The sequence below is a fragment of the Dechloromonas sp. A34 genome, from assembly GCF_026261605.1.
Taxonomy (GTDB): Bacteria; Pseudomonadota; Gammaproteobacteria; order Burkholderiales; family Rhodocyclaceae; genus Azonexus.
In genome coordinates, this window is record NZ_CP102486.1 from 3,129,667 (window position 1) to 3,146,592 (window position 16,926).

16 protein-coding genes and 1 pseudogene are annotated in these 16,926 nt (G+C 65.7%); 11 read left to right on the plus strand and 6 right to left on the minus strand.

The features are described 5' to 3' along the window. Positions 1–29 precede the first annotated feature (29 nt). Both ompR and NQE15_RS15660 read left to right on the plus strand, forming a co-directional pair. Entirely contained in the window at positions 30–755 is a 726-nt protein-coding gene (ompR, locus tag NQE15_RS15655; RefSeq protein ID WP_265942591.1) for a two-component system response regulator OmpR, read from the plus strand. Then, positions 752–2,056 carry an ATP-binding protein gene (locus NQE15_RS15660; protein ID WP_265942592.1) on the plus strand — a complete coding sequence of 435 codons (1,305 nt, stop codon included), beginning with the start codon at positions 752–754 and terminating at the stop codon, positions 2,054–2,056. The genes ompR and NQE15_RS15660 overlap by 4 nt, the downstream gene beginning before the upstream one ends. Here NQE15_RS15660 and NQE15_RS15665 read toward each other — a convergent pair. The 5 genes from NQE15_RS15665 to ispD all read right to left on the minus strand — a co-directional run bounded on the left by NQE15_RS15665 (position 2,046) and on the right by ispD (position 5,038). Next, positions 2,046–2,888 carry an HDOD domain-containing protein gene (locus tag NQE15_RS15665; RefSeq protein WP_265942593.1) on the minus strand — a complete coding sequence of 281 codons (843 nt, stop codon included), beginning with the start codon at positions 2,886–2,888 and terminating at the stop codon, positions 2,046–2,048. The two genes, NQE15_RS15660 and NQE15_RS15665, sit on opposite strands and share 11 nt — an antisense overlap. After that, the gene (locus NQE15_RS15670) at positions 2,885–3,205 is read right to left on the minus strand and encodes a hypothetical protein (protein ID WP_265942594.1); all 321 of its coding nucleotides are present in this window, start codon (positions 3,203–3,205) and stop codon (positions 2,885–2,887) included. The genes NQE15_RS15665 and NQE15_RS15670 overlap by 4 nt, the downstream gene beginning before the upstream one ends. A gap of 84 nt (positions 3,206–3,289) precedes the next feature. Then, positions 3,290–3,883 (minus strand): RNA 2',3'-cyclic phosphodiesterase, encoded by a 594-nt coding sequence (gene thpR, locus NQE15_RS15675; RefSeq protein WP_265942595.1) that lies wholly within the window; start codon positions 3,881–3,883, stop codon positions 3,290–3,292. Next, positions 3,873–4,355 (minus strand): 2-C-methyl-D-erythritol 2,4-cyclodiphosphate synthase, encoded by a 483-nt coding sequence (gene ispF / locus NQE15_RS15680; RefSeq protein WP_265942596.1) that lies wholly within the window; start codon positions 4,353–4,355, stop codon positions 3,873–3,875. Before ispF ends, thpR begins: the two co-directional genes overlap by 11 nt. Further along, positions 4,352–5,038 carry a 2-C-methyl-D-erythritol 4-phosphate cytidylyltransferase gene (ispD, locus tag NQE15_RS15685; protein WP_265942597.1) on the minus strand — a complete coding sequence of 229 codons (687 nt, stop codon included), beginning with the start codon at positions 5,036–5,038 and terminating at the stop codon, positions 4,352–4,354. The genes ispF and ispD overlap by 4 nt, the downstream gene beginning before the upstream one ends. A gap of 41 nt (positions 5,039–5,079) precedes the next feature. Here ispD and NQE15_RS15690 point away from each other — a divergent pair, with 41 nt between their 5' ends. From NQE15_RS15690 to NQE15_RS15725, 8 genes are all read left to right on the plus strand, one after another. Beyond that, on the plus strand, positions 5,080–6,336 hold the full coding sequence (locus NQE15_RS15690; protein WP_265942598.1) for an MgtC/SapB family protein: 1,257 nt from the start codon (positions 5,080–5,082) through the stop codon (positions 6,334–6,336). A 10-nt stretch (positions 6,337–6,346) separates the two neighbouring features. Further along, on the plus strand, positions 6,347–7,144 hold the full coding sequence (amrB, locus tag NQE15_RS15695; protein ID WP_265942599.1) for an AmmeMemoRadiSam system protein B: 798 nt from the start codon (positions 6,347–6,349) through the stop codon (positions 7,142–7,144). Further along, positions 7,137–7,685, plus strand: coding sequence for an AmmeMemoRadiSam system protein A (gene amrA, locus NQE15_RS15700; RefSeq protein ID WP_265942600.1), 549 nt, complete (start codon positions 7,137–7,139; stop codon positions 7,683–7,685). The genes amrB and amrA overlap by 8 nt, the downstream gene beginning before the upstream one ends. Next, entirely contained in the window at positions 7,682–8,776 is a 1,095-nt protein-coding gene (gene amrS, locus NQE15_RS15705) for an AmmeMemoRadiSam system radical SAM enzyme (protein ID WP_265942601.1), read from the plus strand. The genes amrA and amrS overlap by 4 nt, the downstream gene beginning before the upstream one ends. Further along, positions 8,773–9,363: a hypothetical protein gene (locus NQE15_RS15710; RefSeq protein ID WP_265942602.1), complete on the plus strand. Its 591-nt coding sequence runs from the start codon at positions 8,773–8,775 to the stop codon at positions 9,361–9,363. Before amrS ends, NQE15_RS15710 begins: the two co-directional genes overlap by 4 nt. Before the next feature lie 111 nt (positions 9,364–9,474). Continuing rightward, positions 9,475–10,107, plus strand: coding sequence for a uracil phosphoribosyltransferase (gene upp / locus NQE15_RS15715; protein WP_265942603.1), 633 nt, complete (start codon positions 9,475–9,477; stop codon positions 10,105–10,107). Continuing rightward, a complete protein-coding gene (locus NQE15_RS15720) occupies positions 10,104–11,339 on the plus strand; it encodes a uracil-xanthine permease family protein (RefSeq protein ID WP_265942604.1) in 1,236 nt (411 codons plus the stop codon). Before upp ends, NQE15_RS15720 begins: the two co-directional genes overlap by 4 nt. 4 nt (positions 11,340–11,343) lie before the next feature. After that, positions 11,344–12,120: a hypothetical protein gene (locus tag NQE15_RS15725; protein WP_265942605.1), complete on the plus strand. Its 777-nt coding sequence runs from the start codon at positions 11,344–11,346 to the stop codon at positions 12,118–12,120. A gap of 18 nt (positions 12,121–12,138) precedes the next feature. Here NQE15_RS15725 and NQE15_RS15730 read toward each other — a convergent pair whose 3' ends face one another. Continuing rightward, a complete protein-coding gene (locus NQE15_RS15730) occupies positions 12,139–13,347 on the minus strand; it encodes an MFS transporter (protein ID WP_265942606.1) in 1,209 nt (402 codons plus the stop codon). 58 nt (positions 13,348–13,405) lie between these two features. On the opposite strand from NQE15_RS15730, the pseudogene mfd reads away from it, so the two are divergent. Next, a pseudogene (mfd, locus tag NQE15_RS15735) lies at positions 13,406–16,926 on the plus strand (transcription-repair coupling factor).

The following is a 16,926-nucleotide window of genomic DNA, read 5'->3' on the forward strand; positions in this document are numbered from 1 at the left end:
ATTCACCGACCGCAATTATCCTTGCCCGCATGAACGAACAAACCCCTCACCTTCTCGTTGTCGACGACGACGCCCGCCTCCGTGATCTGCTGACCCGTTATCTCGGCGAGCAAGGCTTCACGGTGAAAGCCGTAGCCGACGGCAAACAGATGGACAAGCTGCGTAGCCGCGAGCATTTCCATCTGATCGTGCTCGACCTGATGATGCCCGGGGAAGACGGCCTGACCATTTGCCGTCGCCTGCGCGGCACCGGCGACCTGACGCCGATCGTCATGCTGACCGCCAAGGGCGACGATGTTGACCGTATCGTCGGGCTCGAAATGGGCGCCGACGACTACCTGCCCAAACCCTTCAACCCGCGTGAATTGCTTGCCCGCATCCACGCCGTGCTGCGCCGCCAGGGCAACCGGCCGCCGGGCGCACCGGAAGACGAGGCCGAGACGGTTCACTTCGGCAATATCGAAGTCGACCTCGCGGCCCGTTCCCTGAAGCGCGGCGACGAAATCTTGCCGCTGACCACCGGCGAGTTCGCCGTCCTCAAGGTTTTGCTCCAGCACCCGCGCCAGCCGCTGTCGCGCGACAAATTGATGACCCTGGCCCGCGGCCGTGAGCAGGGGCCGTTCGACCGCGCCATCGATGTCCAAGTTTCGCGGCTGCGCAAGCTGATCGAGAACGATCCCGCCCAGCCCCGCTACCTGCAGACGGTCTGGGGCTTCGGCTACGTCTTCGTGCCGGACGGTACGCCACGCGAATGATGCCGCGCACGCTGCTGGCGCGGACTTTCCTGCTGCTCGCCTGGCTCGTGTTGCTGACCACGGCGGCCTGGCTCAGCCTGTTCCGTTACATCGAGGCCGAACCGCGCGCCCGGGAAACGGCGCAACTGGCCGCCTCCGCGGTCAATCTGATCCGCGCCTCGCTGTTCGCCGCCGCCCCGGACAAGCGCCTCAATCTGTTCATGGAGTTTTCGACCCGCGAAGGCATTCGCCTGCTCCCGGCCGAGCCGGAAGACCGCATTGAAGCCATGCCCGACAGCCGTTTTCACCGACTGCTCCAGCGCGAACTGAGCACCCGCCTGGGCGAGCATACGCGAGTGGCCGCCAGCGTCGATGACCAGCCCGGATTCTGGGTCAGCTTTCGTCTCGACGAAACCGATGAAGAGGAGTACTGGCTGGTCCTGCCGCGCGAACGGGCCACACGCAGCATTGCCGGCCACTGGCTGAGCTGGGGCCTGCTGGCCATTGCCCTGGCCCTGGCTGTCGCCTGGCTGATCGCTTCGCGCATCAGCCGCCCCCTGAAGGCGATGGCGAAATCCGCCGAAACCGTTGGTCGCGGCCAAATACCGGCCCCCCTGCCGGAAGACGGGGCAGAGGAACTCAGTCGCCTGGCCCATGCCTTCAATACCATGGCCCGCGATCTCGAGCGCCACGACAAGGATCGCTCTGAAGTGCTGGCCGGCATCTCGCATGACCTACGCACGCCCCTCACCCGCTTGCGGCTCGAAGCCGAAATGAGCATTGCCGACGAAGGCGCCCGCCTGGCGGTCATCGCCGACATCGGGCAGATGGAAGCGGTGATTTCCCAGTTCATGGATTTCGCCCGCGCCGATTCCGGCGAGGCGGCGGAACAAACCGATCCGGCCAGCCTCCTGCAGGGCATCGCCGACCGCCAGGCCTGCGTCGGCCACCCGCTGTCGGTAACCGTCGGTGCCGCGCCGACCATGCTGCTGCGCCCGAAAGCCCTGACCCGCGCCGTCACCAACCTGATCGACAATGCCTGGAAATATGGTGGCGGCGAGATCACGCTGAACGCACAGGCGATCGCTGACGAACTGTGGATTGAAATCGGAGACCACGGTCCGGGCATCGCCGCCGACGAGGTGGATCGCCTGAAGCGCCCCTTCACCCGGCTCGACTCGGCGCGCAGCAATGCTGGCGGCACCGGCCTCGGCCTGGCCATCGTCGAGCGCGTGGCACGCCTGCATGAGGGCCGCCTCGAGCTGCTGCCCAACGCAGAGGGCGGGCTGCTCGCCCGCCTGGTCCTGCCGATCAGACGCTGAGCGCCTGGTCGGCCTCCTCGACGCCGCTCACCACCCGCGGCAGGACGGGGCGGATTTTTTCGGCATCCAGTCCGAGGCGCTGCCAGGCAGTGCCATCGACCGGCATCACCATTTCCGAATCGGCGCCGCTGTAGCCCAGGGCATGCGCCACGGCATCGGCAATGTGGATCAATTCGGCAAGCGATCCGGGCTCGGCCCTCCCCGGCGCATGGTGGTCGGCCAAAGCCTGGCGCAGCGCCAGCGGAAAGCGCCAGGTATCGGCCAGCAGTCCGCCGACTTCGCCGTGGTCCATCCCGAGAATGTGGCGCTCGGCGACAACCAGAAAACAATCTTGTTGTGTGCGATGCGCCAGTACCGCGGCGTACGGCTCGGGGAAGTTGGCGGCCAGAACCAGGGCGCCGATATCGTGCAACAGGCCGCCGGTGAAGGCCAGCTCCGGGTTGTGACCGGTCAGCGGGGCGAGCAGCCGGGTGGTGACGCCGACCGCGACGCCGTGCCGCAGATAGTTCCGGGTATCGAAGCCAGGACAATGATCGACCCGAAATGCCCCGTTGATGCCGACCGCCAGCACCATGCTGCGGACGGCGCGAAAGCCGAGCACCACAACCGCCTCGTTGATCGTGCCGACCTTGTGCTGCAAGCCATAGAAGGAAGAATTCGCCACCCGCAGCACGCGGGCGGTAAGCCCCTGGTCGAGGGCGATTTTTCGGGCGATGCTGCCGACGTCGACCTCCTCGTCGCCGAAGGTCGCGAGCAGCTCGGTAATGGCGCTCGGCAGGGCCGGCAACTGTTTCAGGCGGGTCACAACCCGCTCCCGATCAAGCGGCGTCATTGCGGCTGCTCCAGACGAAAATCGAGGATGGCCTGGTACAACTGCCGGGTTTCGGCGCCGTCGCCGGCCTTGCGGAAAAGCTGGTCGAGTTGCTCGACCACCCTCGCCCGCCGCGCTTCACGGGCCGCCGAGTCTTCCTCGATTTCGCGTTCGACCGTCAATGCCGCGATCTCCCGCCGCCGCAAACCCTGCAGCATGCTTTCGGTCAGTTCGCTGCCGGCCGGCACCAGCACCTGCCCCATCGCATCCGCGACTGCCTCGGCCAGTCGCATGCCGGGCTGGGCATCGTCAATCGCTATGGACTCCAAAACTTTCATTCGGTTTTTTCCTCCAGCATCAGCAGGCCGGGGCGTTTCACCTACCGTCAGCAGTATGGCATAGGCCGCACGATCCAGCCCATCCTAGGCGCCGAGCGGCGGAGCGGAAAATCGAGCTATCGTCTGGTAGCGCGAACCGGTAACGGCAAGCTGCGAACGGACCAGAACGAAGTCCTGACATGGCCAGCGCAAGGGTGCAATGGGCGGCAGTCGATGCGCGATGTCGCCTGCCGGACTCGCCGGAATCCGGCGTACCAATGTGACATGCGGAATGAAAGTGCGTTCGTGGTCGTGGGCAGAAAAACCGGCCTCGACAATGCCTTCCCGCAATTCGGCAACCAAGCCCCCGAGGGCTGGCACCGAAGCACGACACCCTGCCCACAACAAGCGCGGGCGGGGCCAGAAGCCGACCTGGTCGAGAGTCAGCTCGAAGGGCCGGAAGGCCACCCGGCGCGCCACATCGCACAACGTCGGCAATTGCGCCTCGGGAATATCACCAAGAAAAGCCAGGGTCAGGTGGATGGTATCCAGCCGCGTCGGCCGGCCGCCGAACTGCCCGGCCGCCGCCTCGGCAATCGCCGCCAGTTGGCCTGCCAGTTCGGGCGACGGCCAGAGGCCGAAGAAAACTCTGGCCGTCGCCGGCCGCTCGGTTTTTTCCGCTTGGCCCTCAGGCCGCACGCTGAACCAGCACGATGGCCTGGGCCTCGATCGCCTCTTCGCGGCCGAGATAGCCCAGGCGTTCGTTGGTCTTGCCCTTGATATTCACGGCATCGGGCGCTATCCCGAGATCGGCCGCGATATTCGCCACCATCGCCGCGGCATGCGGCGCGAGCTTGGGTTGCTGGGCAATCAGCGTCGCATCGACATTGACCGGTTGCCAGCCCTTCTCGGCGACCAGGGCGACGGCGGCACGGAGCAGCACGCGGCTGTCGGCGCCCTTGTAGCGCGGGTCGCTATCGGGAAAGTGGCGGCCGATATCGCCGAGCGCCACGGCGCCGAGCAGGGCATCGGTAATCGCATGGAGCAGCGCATCGGCGTCAGAATGGCCGAGCAGGCCGGTGGTGTGGGGAATCTCGACGCCGCCGAGGATCAGCTTGCGGCCGGCGACCAACTGGTGCACGTCGTACCCTTGTCCCACCCGAAAATTCATTTCCGTCCCCGCAAGATCATTACCGCCAAGGCCAGGTCGGCCGGATAAGTCACCTTCAGATTGGTCGTGTCGCTACGCACCAGTTTCGGCTTCAGGCCGAGCGCTTCGATCGCGCCCGCCTCGTCGGTGACGGCACTGCACTTGGCCAGGGCCTCGCTGAGGCGGCCGTAGCGGAACATCTGCGGCGTCTGCGCCTGCCACAGGCCGTCGCGCGGCTCGGTGGCGACGACCCGCTGTTCGGCATCGGCCCGCTTCAGCGTATCGGCGACCGGCACGGCGAGAATGCCGCCGACCGGGTCGTCAGCCAGATCGGCGAACAGCGCGGCCAGCATCTCGGCGCTCAGGCACGGGCGGGCCGCGTCATGGACCAGCACCCAGTCGTCGTCGGCCGCCACCATCGCCGCGGCGCGCAGTCCATTGCTGACGCTTTCAGCCCGCGTTGCGCCGCCGCAGCGCACGGTTTCCAGCTTGGAGCCCAGTTCCGACCAGTCGTACTGCGGCCACCAGGGATCGTCCGGCGAGAGCACCACCCAGACGCGATCGATCTCCGGGCAGGCCGTCAACGCAGCCAGGGCGTGGTAAATCAGCGGCCGTCCAAGCAGGCCCAGATACTGCTTGGGTTTCTCGGCACCGAAGCGGGAACCGCTGCCGGCAGCGGGAACAATTGCGAAATAGCGTGGCATGGCTTAATTTTACTAAATAACGATTAGAAAAGAGGAAAGGCATGAGCTTCATCGTCCCCGAACTGGCCGCCCCCCTGGAAGCTTTCGGGACAGCGTTGGGGATCGGCCTGCTGGTCGGCATGGAGCGCGAACGCCGACCCGATTCGGCGGCCGGCCTGCGGACTTTCGCCCTCGTCGCCATGCTCGGTTGCCTCTTTGCCCTGCTCGGCGAGAAAACCAGCGGTCCCTGGATGCTGGCGATCGGGCTGCTGGTCATCTCGGCGGCGATGGTCGCCTCCAATTTCTCGGCACAACAGGAAGAGCAGTATCGCGGCTTCACCTCCGAAGCCGCGATCATCGTTACCTACGGCCTGGGCGCCGCAGTCTGGTTCGGCTACGCGACGCTGGCCGTCATGCTCGGCATCACGACCACCGTCCTGCTTTATTTCAAGGCCGAACTGAAGCAGTTCAGCCAGCGCACGACGCCCAAGGACATCAACTCCATCCTGCAATTCGCCGTGCTCTCGCTGGTCATCCTGCCCATCCTGCCGAACCAGGATTTCGGCCCCTACGCCGCCCTCAACCCGCGCCAGATCTGGTGGATGGTGGTGCTGATCTCCGGCCTGGCGCTGTCCGGCTACCTCGCCCTGCGCATCGTCGGCACCCGCCACGGGGCGACGCTGCTCGGCATTTTTGGCGGCCTGGCATCGAGCACCGCGACGACCATGATGTTCTCCCGCCACGCCCGCGAACTGGGGCACCTGGTGCGCATGGCGGCACTCGTCATCCTGATCGCCAACGTCATGGTGATGATCCGTCTCGGCCTGGTTTCCGGCGTCGTCGCGCCGAGCCTGATTACCCCGATCGCCATCGTCTTCGCCTGCGGCATCGTGCCCGGGGTGGCGATGGCGCTGTACGGCTGGAAGATCCTCAGCGCCGGCGGCGAACTGCCGCTGCCGGAAGTCTCCAATCCGACCGAACTGAAAACCGCCATCTCTTTCGGCCTGCTCTACGCCGTCGTCCTCCTCGCCTCGGCCTGGCTGCAGGACATTGCCGGCAACAAGGGCCTCTACATCGTCGCCCTCGCCTCCGGCCTGACCGATGCCGACGCCAGCGTGCTGTCCACGCTGCGCATGTACAACCTGGAAAAAATTCCCAGCCACGAGGCGGTGATTGCCGTCACGCTGGCGCTGCTCGCCAATCTGGTCTTCAAGATCGGGCTGGTGATCAGCATCGGCGGCAGCAAGCTGGCCCGCCATGCCCTGCCCGGCCTGTTCGCCATCGGCGGCGGCATGGTCTTCGGCTTGATGCTGGTTTGAGAGGCCCGCCATGACACTCACCCGCCCGCCCGCCGTCGCCGGCATGTTCTACCCCGGCCAACCCGGAACCTTGACCAGCGCCGTCGATCAGTTGCTGGCCGCGGCACCGGCCAGCGCGATGCCGCAACCCAAGGCGCTGATCGTGCCGCACGCCGGCTACATCTACTCCGGCTCGACCGCGGCCATGGCCTATGCCGCGCTCGCCCCGTGGCGCTCGACGATCCGCCGCGTCGTTCTGCTGGGCCCGACCCATCGCGTGGCAGTCGATGGTCTTGCCCTGCCCCACAGCGAAGCCTTCGCCACGCCGCTCGGCAGCATCCCGCTGGATAGGGAAGCCATCGCCGAACTCGCCGAATTACCGCAGATCGTCTTCAGCGACCGCGTCCACGCCGAGGAGCACTCGCTGGAAGTCCACCTGCCCTTCCTCCAGCGCGTGCTCGACGTTTTCACGCTGGTCCCGCTCGCCGTCGGCGATGCCACGCCGCAGGCCGTCGGCGAGGTGCTCGACCGGCTCTGGGGCGGCCCGGAAACGCTGATCGTGATCAGCTCCGATCTCTCGCATTTCCTGCCCTATGCCGCAGCCAACCAGGTCGACGGCGAAACCTGCCAGCACATCCTGCAATTCGATAGCCATATCCGTCCCGAGCAGGCCTGCGGCGCCTTTCCGGTCAATGGTCTGCTTCTCGTCGCCCGCCGCCGCGGCCTGCTCCCGCAATTGATCCACCACTGCAATTCCGGCGATACGGCCGGCGACAAACAGCGCGTGGTCGGCTATGCGGCTTTTGCGTTCCACGAACCCCATGTCTGAACTCGGCCCCGTCCTGCTCCAGTTGGCCCGGGCCGCCATCGCCCAGCGCTTTGGCCACAGCCTGCCGGCGATCGCCGACCTGCCCGAATTGCACCGGCCCGGCGCCACGTTCGTCACGCTCAATCAGCACGGCCAGTTACGCGGTTGCATCGGCAGCCTGGAAGCCTGGCGCCCATTGCGCACCGACGTTCAGGAAAACGCCTGCGCCGCCGCCTTCCGCGACCCGCGCTTCGAACCGCTACGCGAAGATGAACTGCTATTGACCCGGCTCGAGGTCTCGCTGCTGACCTCGGCCGAACTGATGAATTGCCGTGACGAGTCCGATGCCCTCAGCCAGCTGCGCCCGAACATCGATGGCGTGATCTTCACTGCCGGCCACCACCGCTCCACCTTCCTGCCGCAGGTCTGGGAGCAATTGCCCGATCCTGGCGAATTCATGGCCCACCTGAAACAAAAGGCCGGTCTGGCAGTCGACTATTGGGGACCGAATGTTCAACTCGAACGCTACAGTGTCAAAAAATGGAAGGAGGCTCTGCCATGAGCCCATCCGAAACCCTGCATCCCGGCCGCTGGTGGCATACCCTGCCCGACGGCCGCGTCCAGTGCGATCTCTGCCCGCGCGACTGCCAATTGCACGAAGGCCAGCGCGGCGCCTGTTTCGTCCGCCAGCGTGTCAATGACGCCATCCAGCTGACGACCTACGGCCGCTCCTCCGGCTTCTGCATCGACCCCATCGAGAAGAAGCCGCTCAACCACTTCTACCCGGGCAGCAGCATCCTCTCCTTCGGCACCGCCGGCTGCAATCTGAGCTGCAAGTTCTGCCAGAACTGGGACATTTCCAAGTCGAAGGACATGGACCGCCTGATGGACGAAGCCAGCCCGCAGGCCATCGCCAGCGCGGCCCGGCGCAATCGGGCCGATGCCGTGGCCTATACCTACAACGACCCGGTGATTTTCGCCGAATACGCCATCGACACGGCGCTCGCCTGCCATGAACAGGGCATCCGCAACGTCGCCGTCACCGCCGGCTACATCCACGCCGAACCGGCCCGCGAATTCTTCGCCGTGATGGATGCCGCCAATGTCGACCTCAAGGCCTTCACCGACTACTTCTACCACAAGCTCTGCGTCGCCCACCTGCAGCCGGTGCTCGACACGCTGGCCTACATCCACCATGAAACCGACTGCTGGCTGGAAATCACCACCTTGTTGATCCCCGGCCACAATGACAACCCCGACGAAATCAAGGAACTCGCCACCTGGGTCGAGCGCGAACTCAGCCCGGAGGTACCGCTGCACTTCTCGGCCTTTCATCCCGACTGGAAGATGGCCGACATCCCGCCGACACCACCCGCCACCCTCAGCCTGGCCCGCAGCATCGCCATCGACGCCGGCCTGCACTACGTCTATACCGGCAATGTTCATGACAGCGAAGGCGGCACCACTTTCTGCCCAAACTGCGACGCCGCACTGATCGTCCGCGACTGGTACGACATTCGTCGCTACGAACTCGGCCCCGACGGTAGCTGCCCGCATTGCCGGACCGCCATCGCCGGCCGTTTCGGCCCGGCGCTCGGGCACGATGGCAGCGCCTTCGGGGCGCGCCGCATCCCGATCCGCATCGCGCCATGAATCGCAGCATCAGTCTCCATACTCCGCACGGCATCCTGCATGGCCAGCTCGAACTGCCGGATCGGCCGAAAGGTCTGATCCTCCTCGCCCGCGCCCACCATGCACCGATCGACGTGCTGATCGCCGCCAATCTGGCCGCCCGCGGCTACGCGATTTTCGGCATGGAACTGCTCTCCAGCCAGGAAGTGCACTTCGCCGACGCCACCCAGAATGTGCCGCGCCTGAGCCAGCGCCTGCTCGACATCCTTAGCCTGATCGCCCGCGACGGCGACATGCAGGAACTGCCGCTCGCCATCTTCGCCACCGGCGACGCCTCGCCCGCCGCAATCCGCGCCGCCGCCCAGCGCGACACACAAGTCCGGGCCGTGGCCTGTCACGGCGGGCTGATCGACCGCGCTGGACTGCAGGCACTCAAACTGCTCGAAGCCCCGCTGTTGACCCTCTTCGACACCGAAGACAGCGCCGGGAGAACAGCCTTCCAGCGCGCAGCCCTGCATTTGTCCGATATCCACGAAAGCCACGTCCTCAACCAAGGCGAAGACCCGGTGCTGCGGGTCGCCGCCTGGTTCGCCCTGCATTTGCGTTAGTGTTCCGCCGAACAAAGCGCTGCGCCCGATCTATGTGATTTCCGCTATGGGCGGCCGTTGCCGAATCAATTAACCTTGCCTACTTCATCCATTCGCACGCAAGGAATTCCCATGCCGGTGATCGAAGTCCGCCACCCCCTGGTCAAACACAAGATCGGCCTGATGCGCGAAGGCGACATCAGCACGAAGAAATTCCGCGAACTGACCGCCGAAGTCGCCCGTCTGCTGACTTACGAGGCCTGTAGCGACTTCGAGCTGGAAAAATGCACCATCGCCGGCTGGGCCGGCCCGGTCGAGATCGACCAGATCAAGGGCAAGAAAGTCACCGTCGTCCCCATCCTGCGTGCCGGGCTGGGCATGCTCGACGGCGTCCTCGACCTGATTCCCAACGCCAAGGTCAGCGTCGTCGGCATCGCCCGCAATCACCAGACCCTGGTCCCGGAACCCTATTTCGAACGCTTCGTCGGCCAGCTCGAGGAACGCCTGGCACTGATCATCGACCCCATGCTGGCCACCGGCGGCTCGCTGATCGCCACCATCGACATGCTCAAGCGCAACGGCTGCCGGCACATCAAGGCGCTTGTCCTGGTCGCCGCGCCGGAAGGCATCGCGGCACTGCAGGCCGCCCACCCCGAGGTCCAGCTCTACACCGCCGCCATCGACAGCCACCTCAACGAAGTCGGCTACATCATCCCCGGCCTCGGGGACGCCGGCGACAAGATTTTCGGGACCAAGGAAGCATGAGCGCCGGCCACGAGCCGGTCTGGCGCACCGCCCTCTCCGGGGCGCAAATCCTCTTCGTCGCCTTCGGGGCGACCGTGCTGGTGCCGCTGCTCACCGGCCTCAACCCGAGTCTGGCCCTGCTCGGTGCCGGCGTCGGCACGCTGATCTTCCAGATCTGCACCAAGCGCCAGGTGCCGATCTACCTCGGTTCCAGCTTCGCCTTCATCGCGCCGGTCATCTACTCGGTGCAGACCTGGGGCATGCCGGCCACGCTCGGCGCCCTGGCCTCGGCCAGCTTCTTCTACTACGTCGCCGCGGCGCTGGTCAAATGGCGCGGCGTCGGGCTGATCCACAAGCTGCTGCCGCCGGTCGTCATCGGCCCGGTGGTCATGGTCATCGGCCTCGGGCTGGCCCAGGTCGCGGTCGGCATGGCGACCGGCAAGGCTGGCGAAACGCAGGTCGTGCCCTACGAAACGGCGATCGCGATTGCCGCCATCTCGCTACTCGCCACCATGCTGACGGCCATCCGGGCGCAGGGACTGTTGAAGCTGGTGCCGATTCTGATCGGTGTCGCGGTCGGCTATGTCGCCTCGCTGGTCGTCGGCATCGTCGATTTCAGCCGGGTGCATGACGCCGCCTGGCTCGCCATGCCCGGATTCGGCTCGCCGGAGTTCAACCTCGCCGCCATCCTGTTCATGATCCCGGTCGCCATCGCGCCCATCGTCGAACACGTCGGCGGCATCCTCGCCATCGGTTCGGTGGCCGGCAAGGACTACACCGAAAACCCCGGCCTGCATCGCACCCTGCTCGGCGACGGCCTGGCGGTCAATGTCGTCGGCCTGTTCGGCGGCCCGCCGGTGACCACCTACGGCGAGGTCACCGGTGCCGTAATGCTGACCCACAACTACAACCCGGTGGTCATGACTTGGGCCGCCGGCTTCGCCATCCTGATGGCCTTCGTCGGCAAGTTCGGCGCCCTGCTGCAGACCATCCCGTTGCCGGTGATGGGCGGCATCATGGTCCTGCTCTTCGGCTCGATCGCCGGCATCGGCCTGAAGACGCTGCTGGACGCGCGGGTCAATCTGTCCAGCGCGCGCAACCTGTGCATCGTCTCGGTGACACTGGTCACTGGCATCGGCGGCCTGGCCGTGCACATCGGCAGCTTCTCGCTGCAGGGCATCAGCCTGTGCGGCGTGCTTGCGGTACTGCTCAACCTGCTGCTGCCCCAGGAACCCAAGAGCGCCGACCGCTGAGCCGATGTTCAGAAAATTCCGCATCCTGATCCTGCTGCTGGTTCTCGCTACGGTCGCCCTCGGCACCTGGCGCGCCAACAGCCGGCTGACCGCCTGGCAGCACACGGTCCACATAGCCATCTACCCGATTGCCGCCGACGACTCGCCGGCCACCGCCCGTTTCATCGGCGAGCTGAACAATGAAAGTTTCGCGGAGATCGGGCAATGGCTGCAGGGCCAGAGCGACCGCTACGGGCACACGGTATTGCAGCCCGTTGCCGTCCGAGTCGCGCCGGTGGTCGCTGCGCAACCGCCGCTGCCGCCCGGCCGCCCGAGCGTGCTCGATACCATCCTGTGGAGCCTGAAACTCCGTTGGTGGGCGTCGCAACATGATCAGATCGACGGCCCGAAACCCAACGTCCGGCTCTTTGTCCTCTTCCACGATCCCGAACGCACGACCGCCGTTCCTCACTCCACCGGCCTGAGCAAGGGCCAGGTCGGCATCATCCACGCCTTCGCCAGCCGCCTTCAAGGCAAGCAGAACAGCGTGGTCATCGCCCATGAGCTGCTGCATACCTTCGGCGCCAGCGACAAGTACGATCCTGCCACCCGGCAGCCGGTCTATCCGCAGGGCTACGCCGAACCCGAGCGTAATCCCCGGCTGCCGCAGCAATTCGCCGAAATCATGGGCGGTCGCACCCCGATTGACGAACAAAATGCGGAAATTCCGGGCAGCCTGGCCGAAACCCTTATCGGGCCGGCGACGGCAAGCGAGATCGGCTTGTTGCGACCGCCTCGCTAAAGCCATCGAGGTCGTGACTCAGCTTTCGCCAACCCGTCCGAGATAGAGCGCCAACGCCACCACCAGGCCGATGCAGACGACCAGTGTGCCGACCACCCCGGGCCAGCCGGCATGCGTCCAGGGCCAACCCACCGCACTGCCCAGCGTGCTGCCGCCCAGGTAGTAGCTCGACAGATAGAGCGCCGAAACGAGGCCGCGCCGTTCGCGGGCGCGCCGTCCGACCCAACTACTGGCCACGGCATGGGTCGCGAAATAGCCGAAGGTGAACACGGCCAGCCCGAGCACGATGAGCCAGAGCGGCGAGGCCAGCGTGATCGCGATGCCGCCGATCATGGCGCCACTCATGATCAGCATGATGCGGCGGCGCCCAAGACGATCCGCCAGATGCCCGGCCCAGGCCGACGACACGCTGCCCACGGCATAGAGCAGGAAAACCGCCCCGATGGCCGCCGGCCCCAGGTGGTAGGGCTCGAGGCTGAGGCGAAAGCCGAGATAGTTGTAGATGCCGACGAAGCTACCCATGATCAGGAAGGCGACCATGAACAGCCAGGGCAAGCCGGGATCGGCATAGATTTGCCGGACATCGGCCAGCAGTAGGCGCGGCTGCAGGGAGCGCGGCACGAAATGTCGCGCCGGCGGCAGCAGGCGCCACAACGAAAAGGCGCACAGAACGCTGACCAGACCGAGTGCCGCCAGCCCATAGCGCCAGCCAAACCATTCGGTGAGCAGGCCGGACACCACGCGACCCGACATGCCGCCCAGCGCGTTGGCCGCAATGTAAAGCCCCATGGCCCGGCCCCGGGCATCCGGCGCGATTTCCTCGCCCAGGTAAGCCATGGCGGCGGCCGGCACGGCGGCGATGCAGGCACCGAGCGCCGCCCGGCAGAGCAGCAACGCGAGAAAACTCGGGGCCAGGGCCGAGAGCAGGGCAAACAGCGCCGCACCGACCAGGCCGGCTTTCATGGCCCGTTCGCGGCCGTAGCGATCGGCCAGCAGGCTCAACGGAATGAGCAGGAACGCCATCGCCGCAGTACCGGCCGCGACGCTCAGACTGGCCTCGCCCGGACTGACCGCGAATTCGCTGGTCAGTTGCGGCAAAACCGGCTGCGTGCCGTAGAGCAGCGAGAAGCAGCTGAACCCGGCCAGGGCGAGCGCCAGATTGGCGCGTTGAAAGGCGGCCGTACCGGCCTGCAGGCCATCCGAAGCCTCGGATTGTCGTTCGCCCATGCGGAACCCGTGTCGCTATTCAGTGAAGGAAGAATACGGCATTTCCCGGCGCCACCGCATGCCGGCTCCCTCGCCAGCCCGGTCTTGCCTCTGCCCAACGGCTATAATTCAACTCCCCCTACGCCGTAACCGCGCCCTAGTGTCCGCTCCCAAATCCCTGCTTGCCCTCCCCGCCCTGCCCAAGCCCGGCGCTCGTATCGATCTGCCGCTGTTGGCCGGCTCGGCCGATGCCCTGGCGCTTGCCGAACTGGCCGGCCAGAGCAAAGGACGCCTGCTCGCCGTGGTCACCGCCAGCGCCGCCGATGCCCAGCGCCTGCTCGACGAGATCCCCTGGTTCGCGCCGGGCTGAAAGTGCGCCTGCTGCCGGACTGGGAAACCCTGCCCTACGACCATTTCTCGCCGCACCAGGACCTGGTTTCCGAGCGCCTGGCGACGTTGTGGGCGGCCTTGCAGGGCGAGGTGGAAATCCTGCTGGTGCCGGCATCGACCGCCGTCAACCGGCTGGCGCCGCCGGAATTCATGGCCGCCTACACCTTCGAGTTCAGGAAGGGCCAGAAACTCGACGCCGAGAAGTTCCGCAGCCAGGTGACGCTGGCCGGCTACGCCCACGTCACGCAGGTCGTGTCGCCCGGCGAATACTCGATTCGCGGCGGCCTGATCGACCTCTTCCCGATGGGCTCGCAACTGCCCTACCGGCTCGACCTCTTCGACGACGAAATCGAGAGCATCAAGACCTTCGACGTCGACACCCAGCGCACCGTCTTTCCAGTGCCCGAAGTCCGCCTGCTGCCGGCCCGCGAATTCCCGATGGACGACAAGGGCCGTACCCATTTCCGCCAGTGCTTCCGCGAGCGCTTCGAGGGCGACCCGGCCAAATCGGGCATCTACAAGGACATCTCGACCGGCATCGCCAGCGCTGGCATCGAGTACTACCTGCCGCTGTTCTTCGACGAAACGGCAACGATTTTCGACTACCTGCCCAAGGATGCGATCTTCGTCACCCACGGCGACGCGCCGGCCGCCATCGCCGCCTTCTGGAGCGACACGAAGTCGCGCTACAACCTGTTGCAGGGTGACAAGGCGCGGCCGCTGCTGGCGCCGGACGAGCTGTTCCTGACTGACGAGGCCTTCTTCACCGCCGCCAAGTCCTACGGCCGCCTGGCCCTGGCCCGCCATAACGGCGAAGCCGCCGGCAAGCTGCCCAATGTTGCCGTCGACCGGCGCAGCGAAGACCCGCTCGGCGCCTTGAAAAACCACCTCGCCAGCTTCAAGGGCCGCGTGCTGCTGGTCGCCGAAACTGCCGGCCGCCGCGAAACGCTGGCTGCGATGTTCGCCGAGCACGGCCTGAAGCCGGCGGCCAGCGCCGATCTGACCGGCTTCATCGCCGGCGACGCCAGGCTGGCGCTGGGCATCGGCCCATTGCAGGCGGGGTTCACGCTCGACCAGCTGGCCTTCATCACCGAAACCGAACTCTTCGCCGGCACGCCGCGCCGCACCCGGCGCGAAGCCCAGAAGAAGGCCACTTTCGACAACTGGCTCAAGGACCTCACCGAGCTCAAGGTCGGCGACCCAGTGGTCCATGAAAGCCACGGCATCGGCCGCTATCGCGGTCTGGTGCGCATGGACCTCGGCCTCGGCGAGCAGGAATTCCTCGAACTGCATTACGCCAACGAGGCCAAGCTCTTCGTGCCAGTCGCCCAGTTGCATGTGATCTCGCGCTACTCCGGCGCCGATCCGGAAAGCGCGCCGCTACACACCCTCGGCTCCGGCCAGTGGGAAAAGGCCAAGCGCAAGGCCGCCGAGCAGGCGCACGACACCGCCGCCGAACTGCTCGCCCTCTACGCTGCCCGCGCCGCCCGCCAGGGCCACGCCTTCGCCTTCAAGGAAACCGACTACGAGGCCTTCGCCGACGGCTTCGGCTTCGAGGAAACCAACGACCAAGCCACCGCCATCGCCGCCGTGATCGACGACATGCGCTCCGGCAAGCCGATGGACCGCCTGGTCTGCGGCGATGTCGGCTTCGGCAAGACCGAAGTCGCCCTGCGCGCCGCTTTCTGCGCCGTGGCCGGCGGCAAGCAGGTCGCCGTGCTCTGCCCGACCACCCTGCTCTGCGAACAGCATTACCAGACCTTTACCGACCGCTTCGCCGACTGGCCGGTGCGCATCGCCGAAATCTCCCGCTTCAAGACCGCCAAGGAATCGGCGCAAGCCTTGCAGGAGCTGGCCGAAGGCAAGATCGACATCATCATCGGCACCCACAAGCTGATCGGCAAGGACGTCAAGTTCAAGCGTCTGGGTCTCGTCGTCATCGACGAGGAACACCGTTTCGGCGTGCGCCAGAAGGAAACCCTGAAAGCGATGCGGGCCGAGGTCGATGTCCTGACCCTGACCGCGACGCCGATCCCGCGCACGCTGGCGATTAGCATGGAAGGCCTGCGCGATTTCTCGGTAATCGCCACCGCACCGCAGAAGCGCCTGGCGATCAAAACCTTCGTCAGCAAGTTCTCCGACGGCATCATCCGCGAAGCCGTGCTGCGCGAACTCAAGCGCGGCGGTCAGGTGTATTTCCTGCACAACGAAGTCGACACCATCGACAACATGCGGGAAAAGCTCGAAAAGCTGGTGCCCGAAGCGCGCATCGTCATCGGCCACGGCCAGATGAACGAACGCGAGCTGGAGCGCGTGATGCGCGACTTCACCGGCCAGCGCGCCAATGTGCTGCTGTGCACGACCATCATCGAAACCGGCATCGACAACCCGCACGCCAACACCATCCTGATCAACCGCTCCGAGAAATTCGGCCTCGCCCAGTTGCACCAGCTGCGAGGCCGGGTCGGCCGCTCGCACCACCAGGCCTACGCCTACCTGCTGGTCCAGGACGAAAAGGCGATGACCAAGCAAGCGAAGATGCGCCTCGAAGCCATCCAGGCCATGGAGGAACTCGGCTCCGGCTTCTTCCTCGCCATGCACGACCTGGAAATCCGCGGCGCCGGCGAAGTGCTGGGCGACAACCAGTCCGGCGAAATGCAGGAAGTCGGTTTCAACATGTACACCGACATGCTCAACCGCGCCGTCGCCGCCCTCAAGCAGGGCAAGCATCTCGAAGCCACCGACCTGACGCAGCCGCTCGGCATCGGCACCGAAATCAACCTGCGCACCCCGGCCCTGCTGCCCGACGCCTACTGCCCGGACGTCCACGAACGCCTGACCCTCTACAAGCGCCTGGCCAACGGCGAAACCGCCGAGGACATCGACGCCCTACAGGAAGAATTGATCGACCGCTTCGGCGAACTGCCGCTGCAAGGCCAGTCGCTGCTCGCCACACACCGCCTGCGCCTGCTGGTCAAACCGCTGTTGATCCAGAAACTGGACGCCACCAATGACCAGATCACTATCCAGTTCAGCCCGGAATTCACCAAAAACCCGCCCATCGAGCCGATCAAGATCATCAATCTGATCCAGAAAAACCGCAGCTACAAGTTAGCCGGACAGGATAAAATTTCCCTTCTACGCCACTGCCCGACCCTGAACGACAAGGTCGCCGCGGTAAAAGACATGATTCGCCAGCTGAGCCACTGA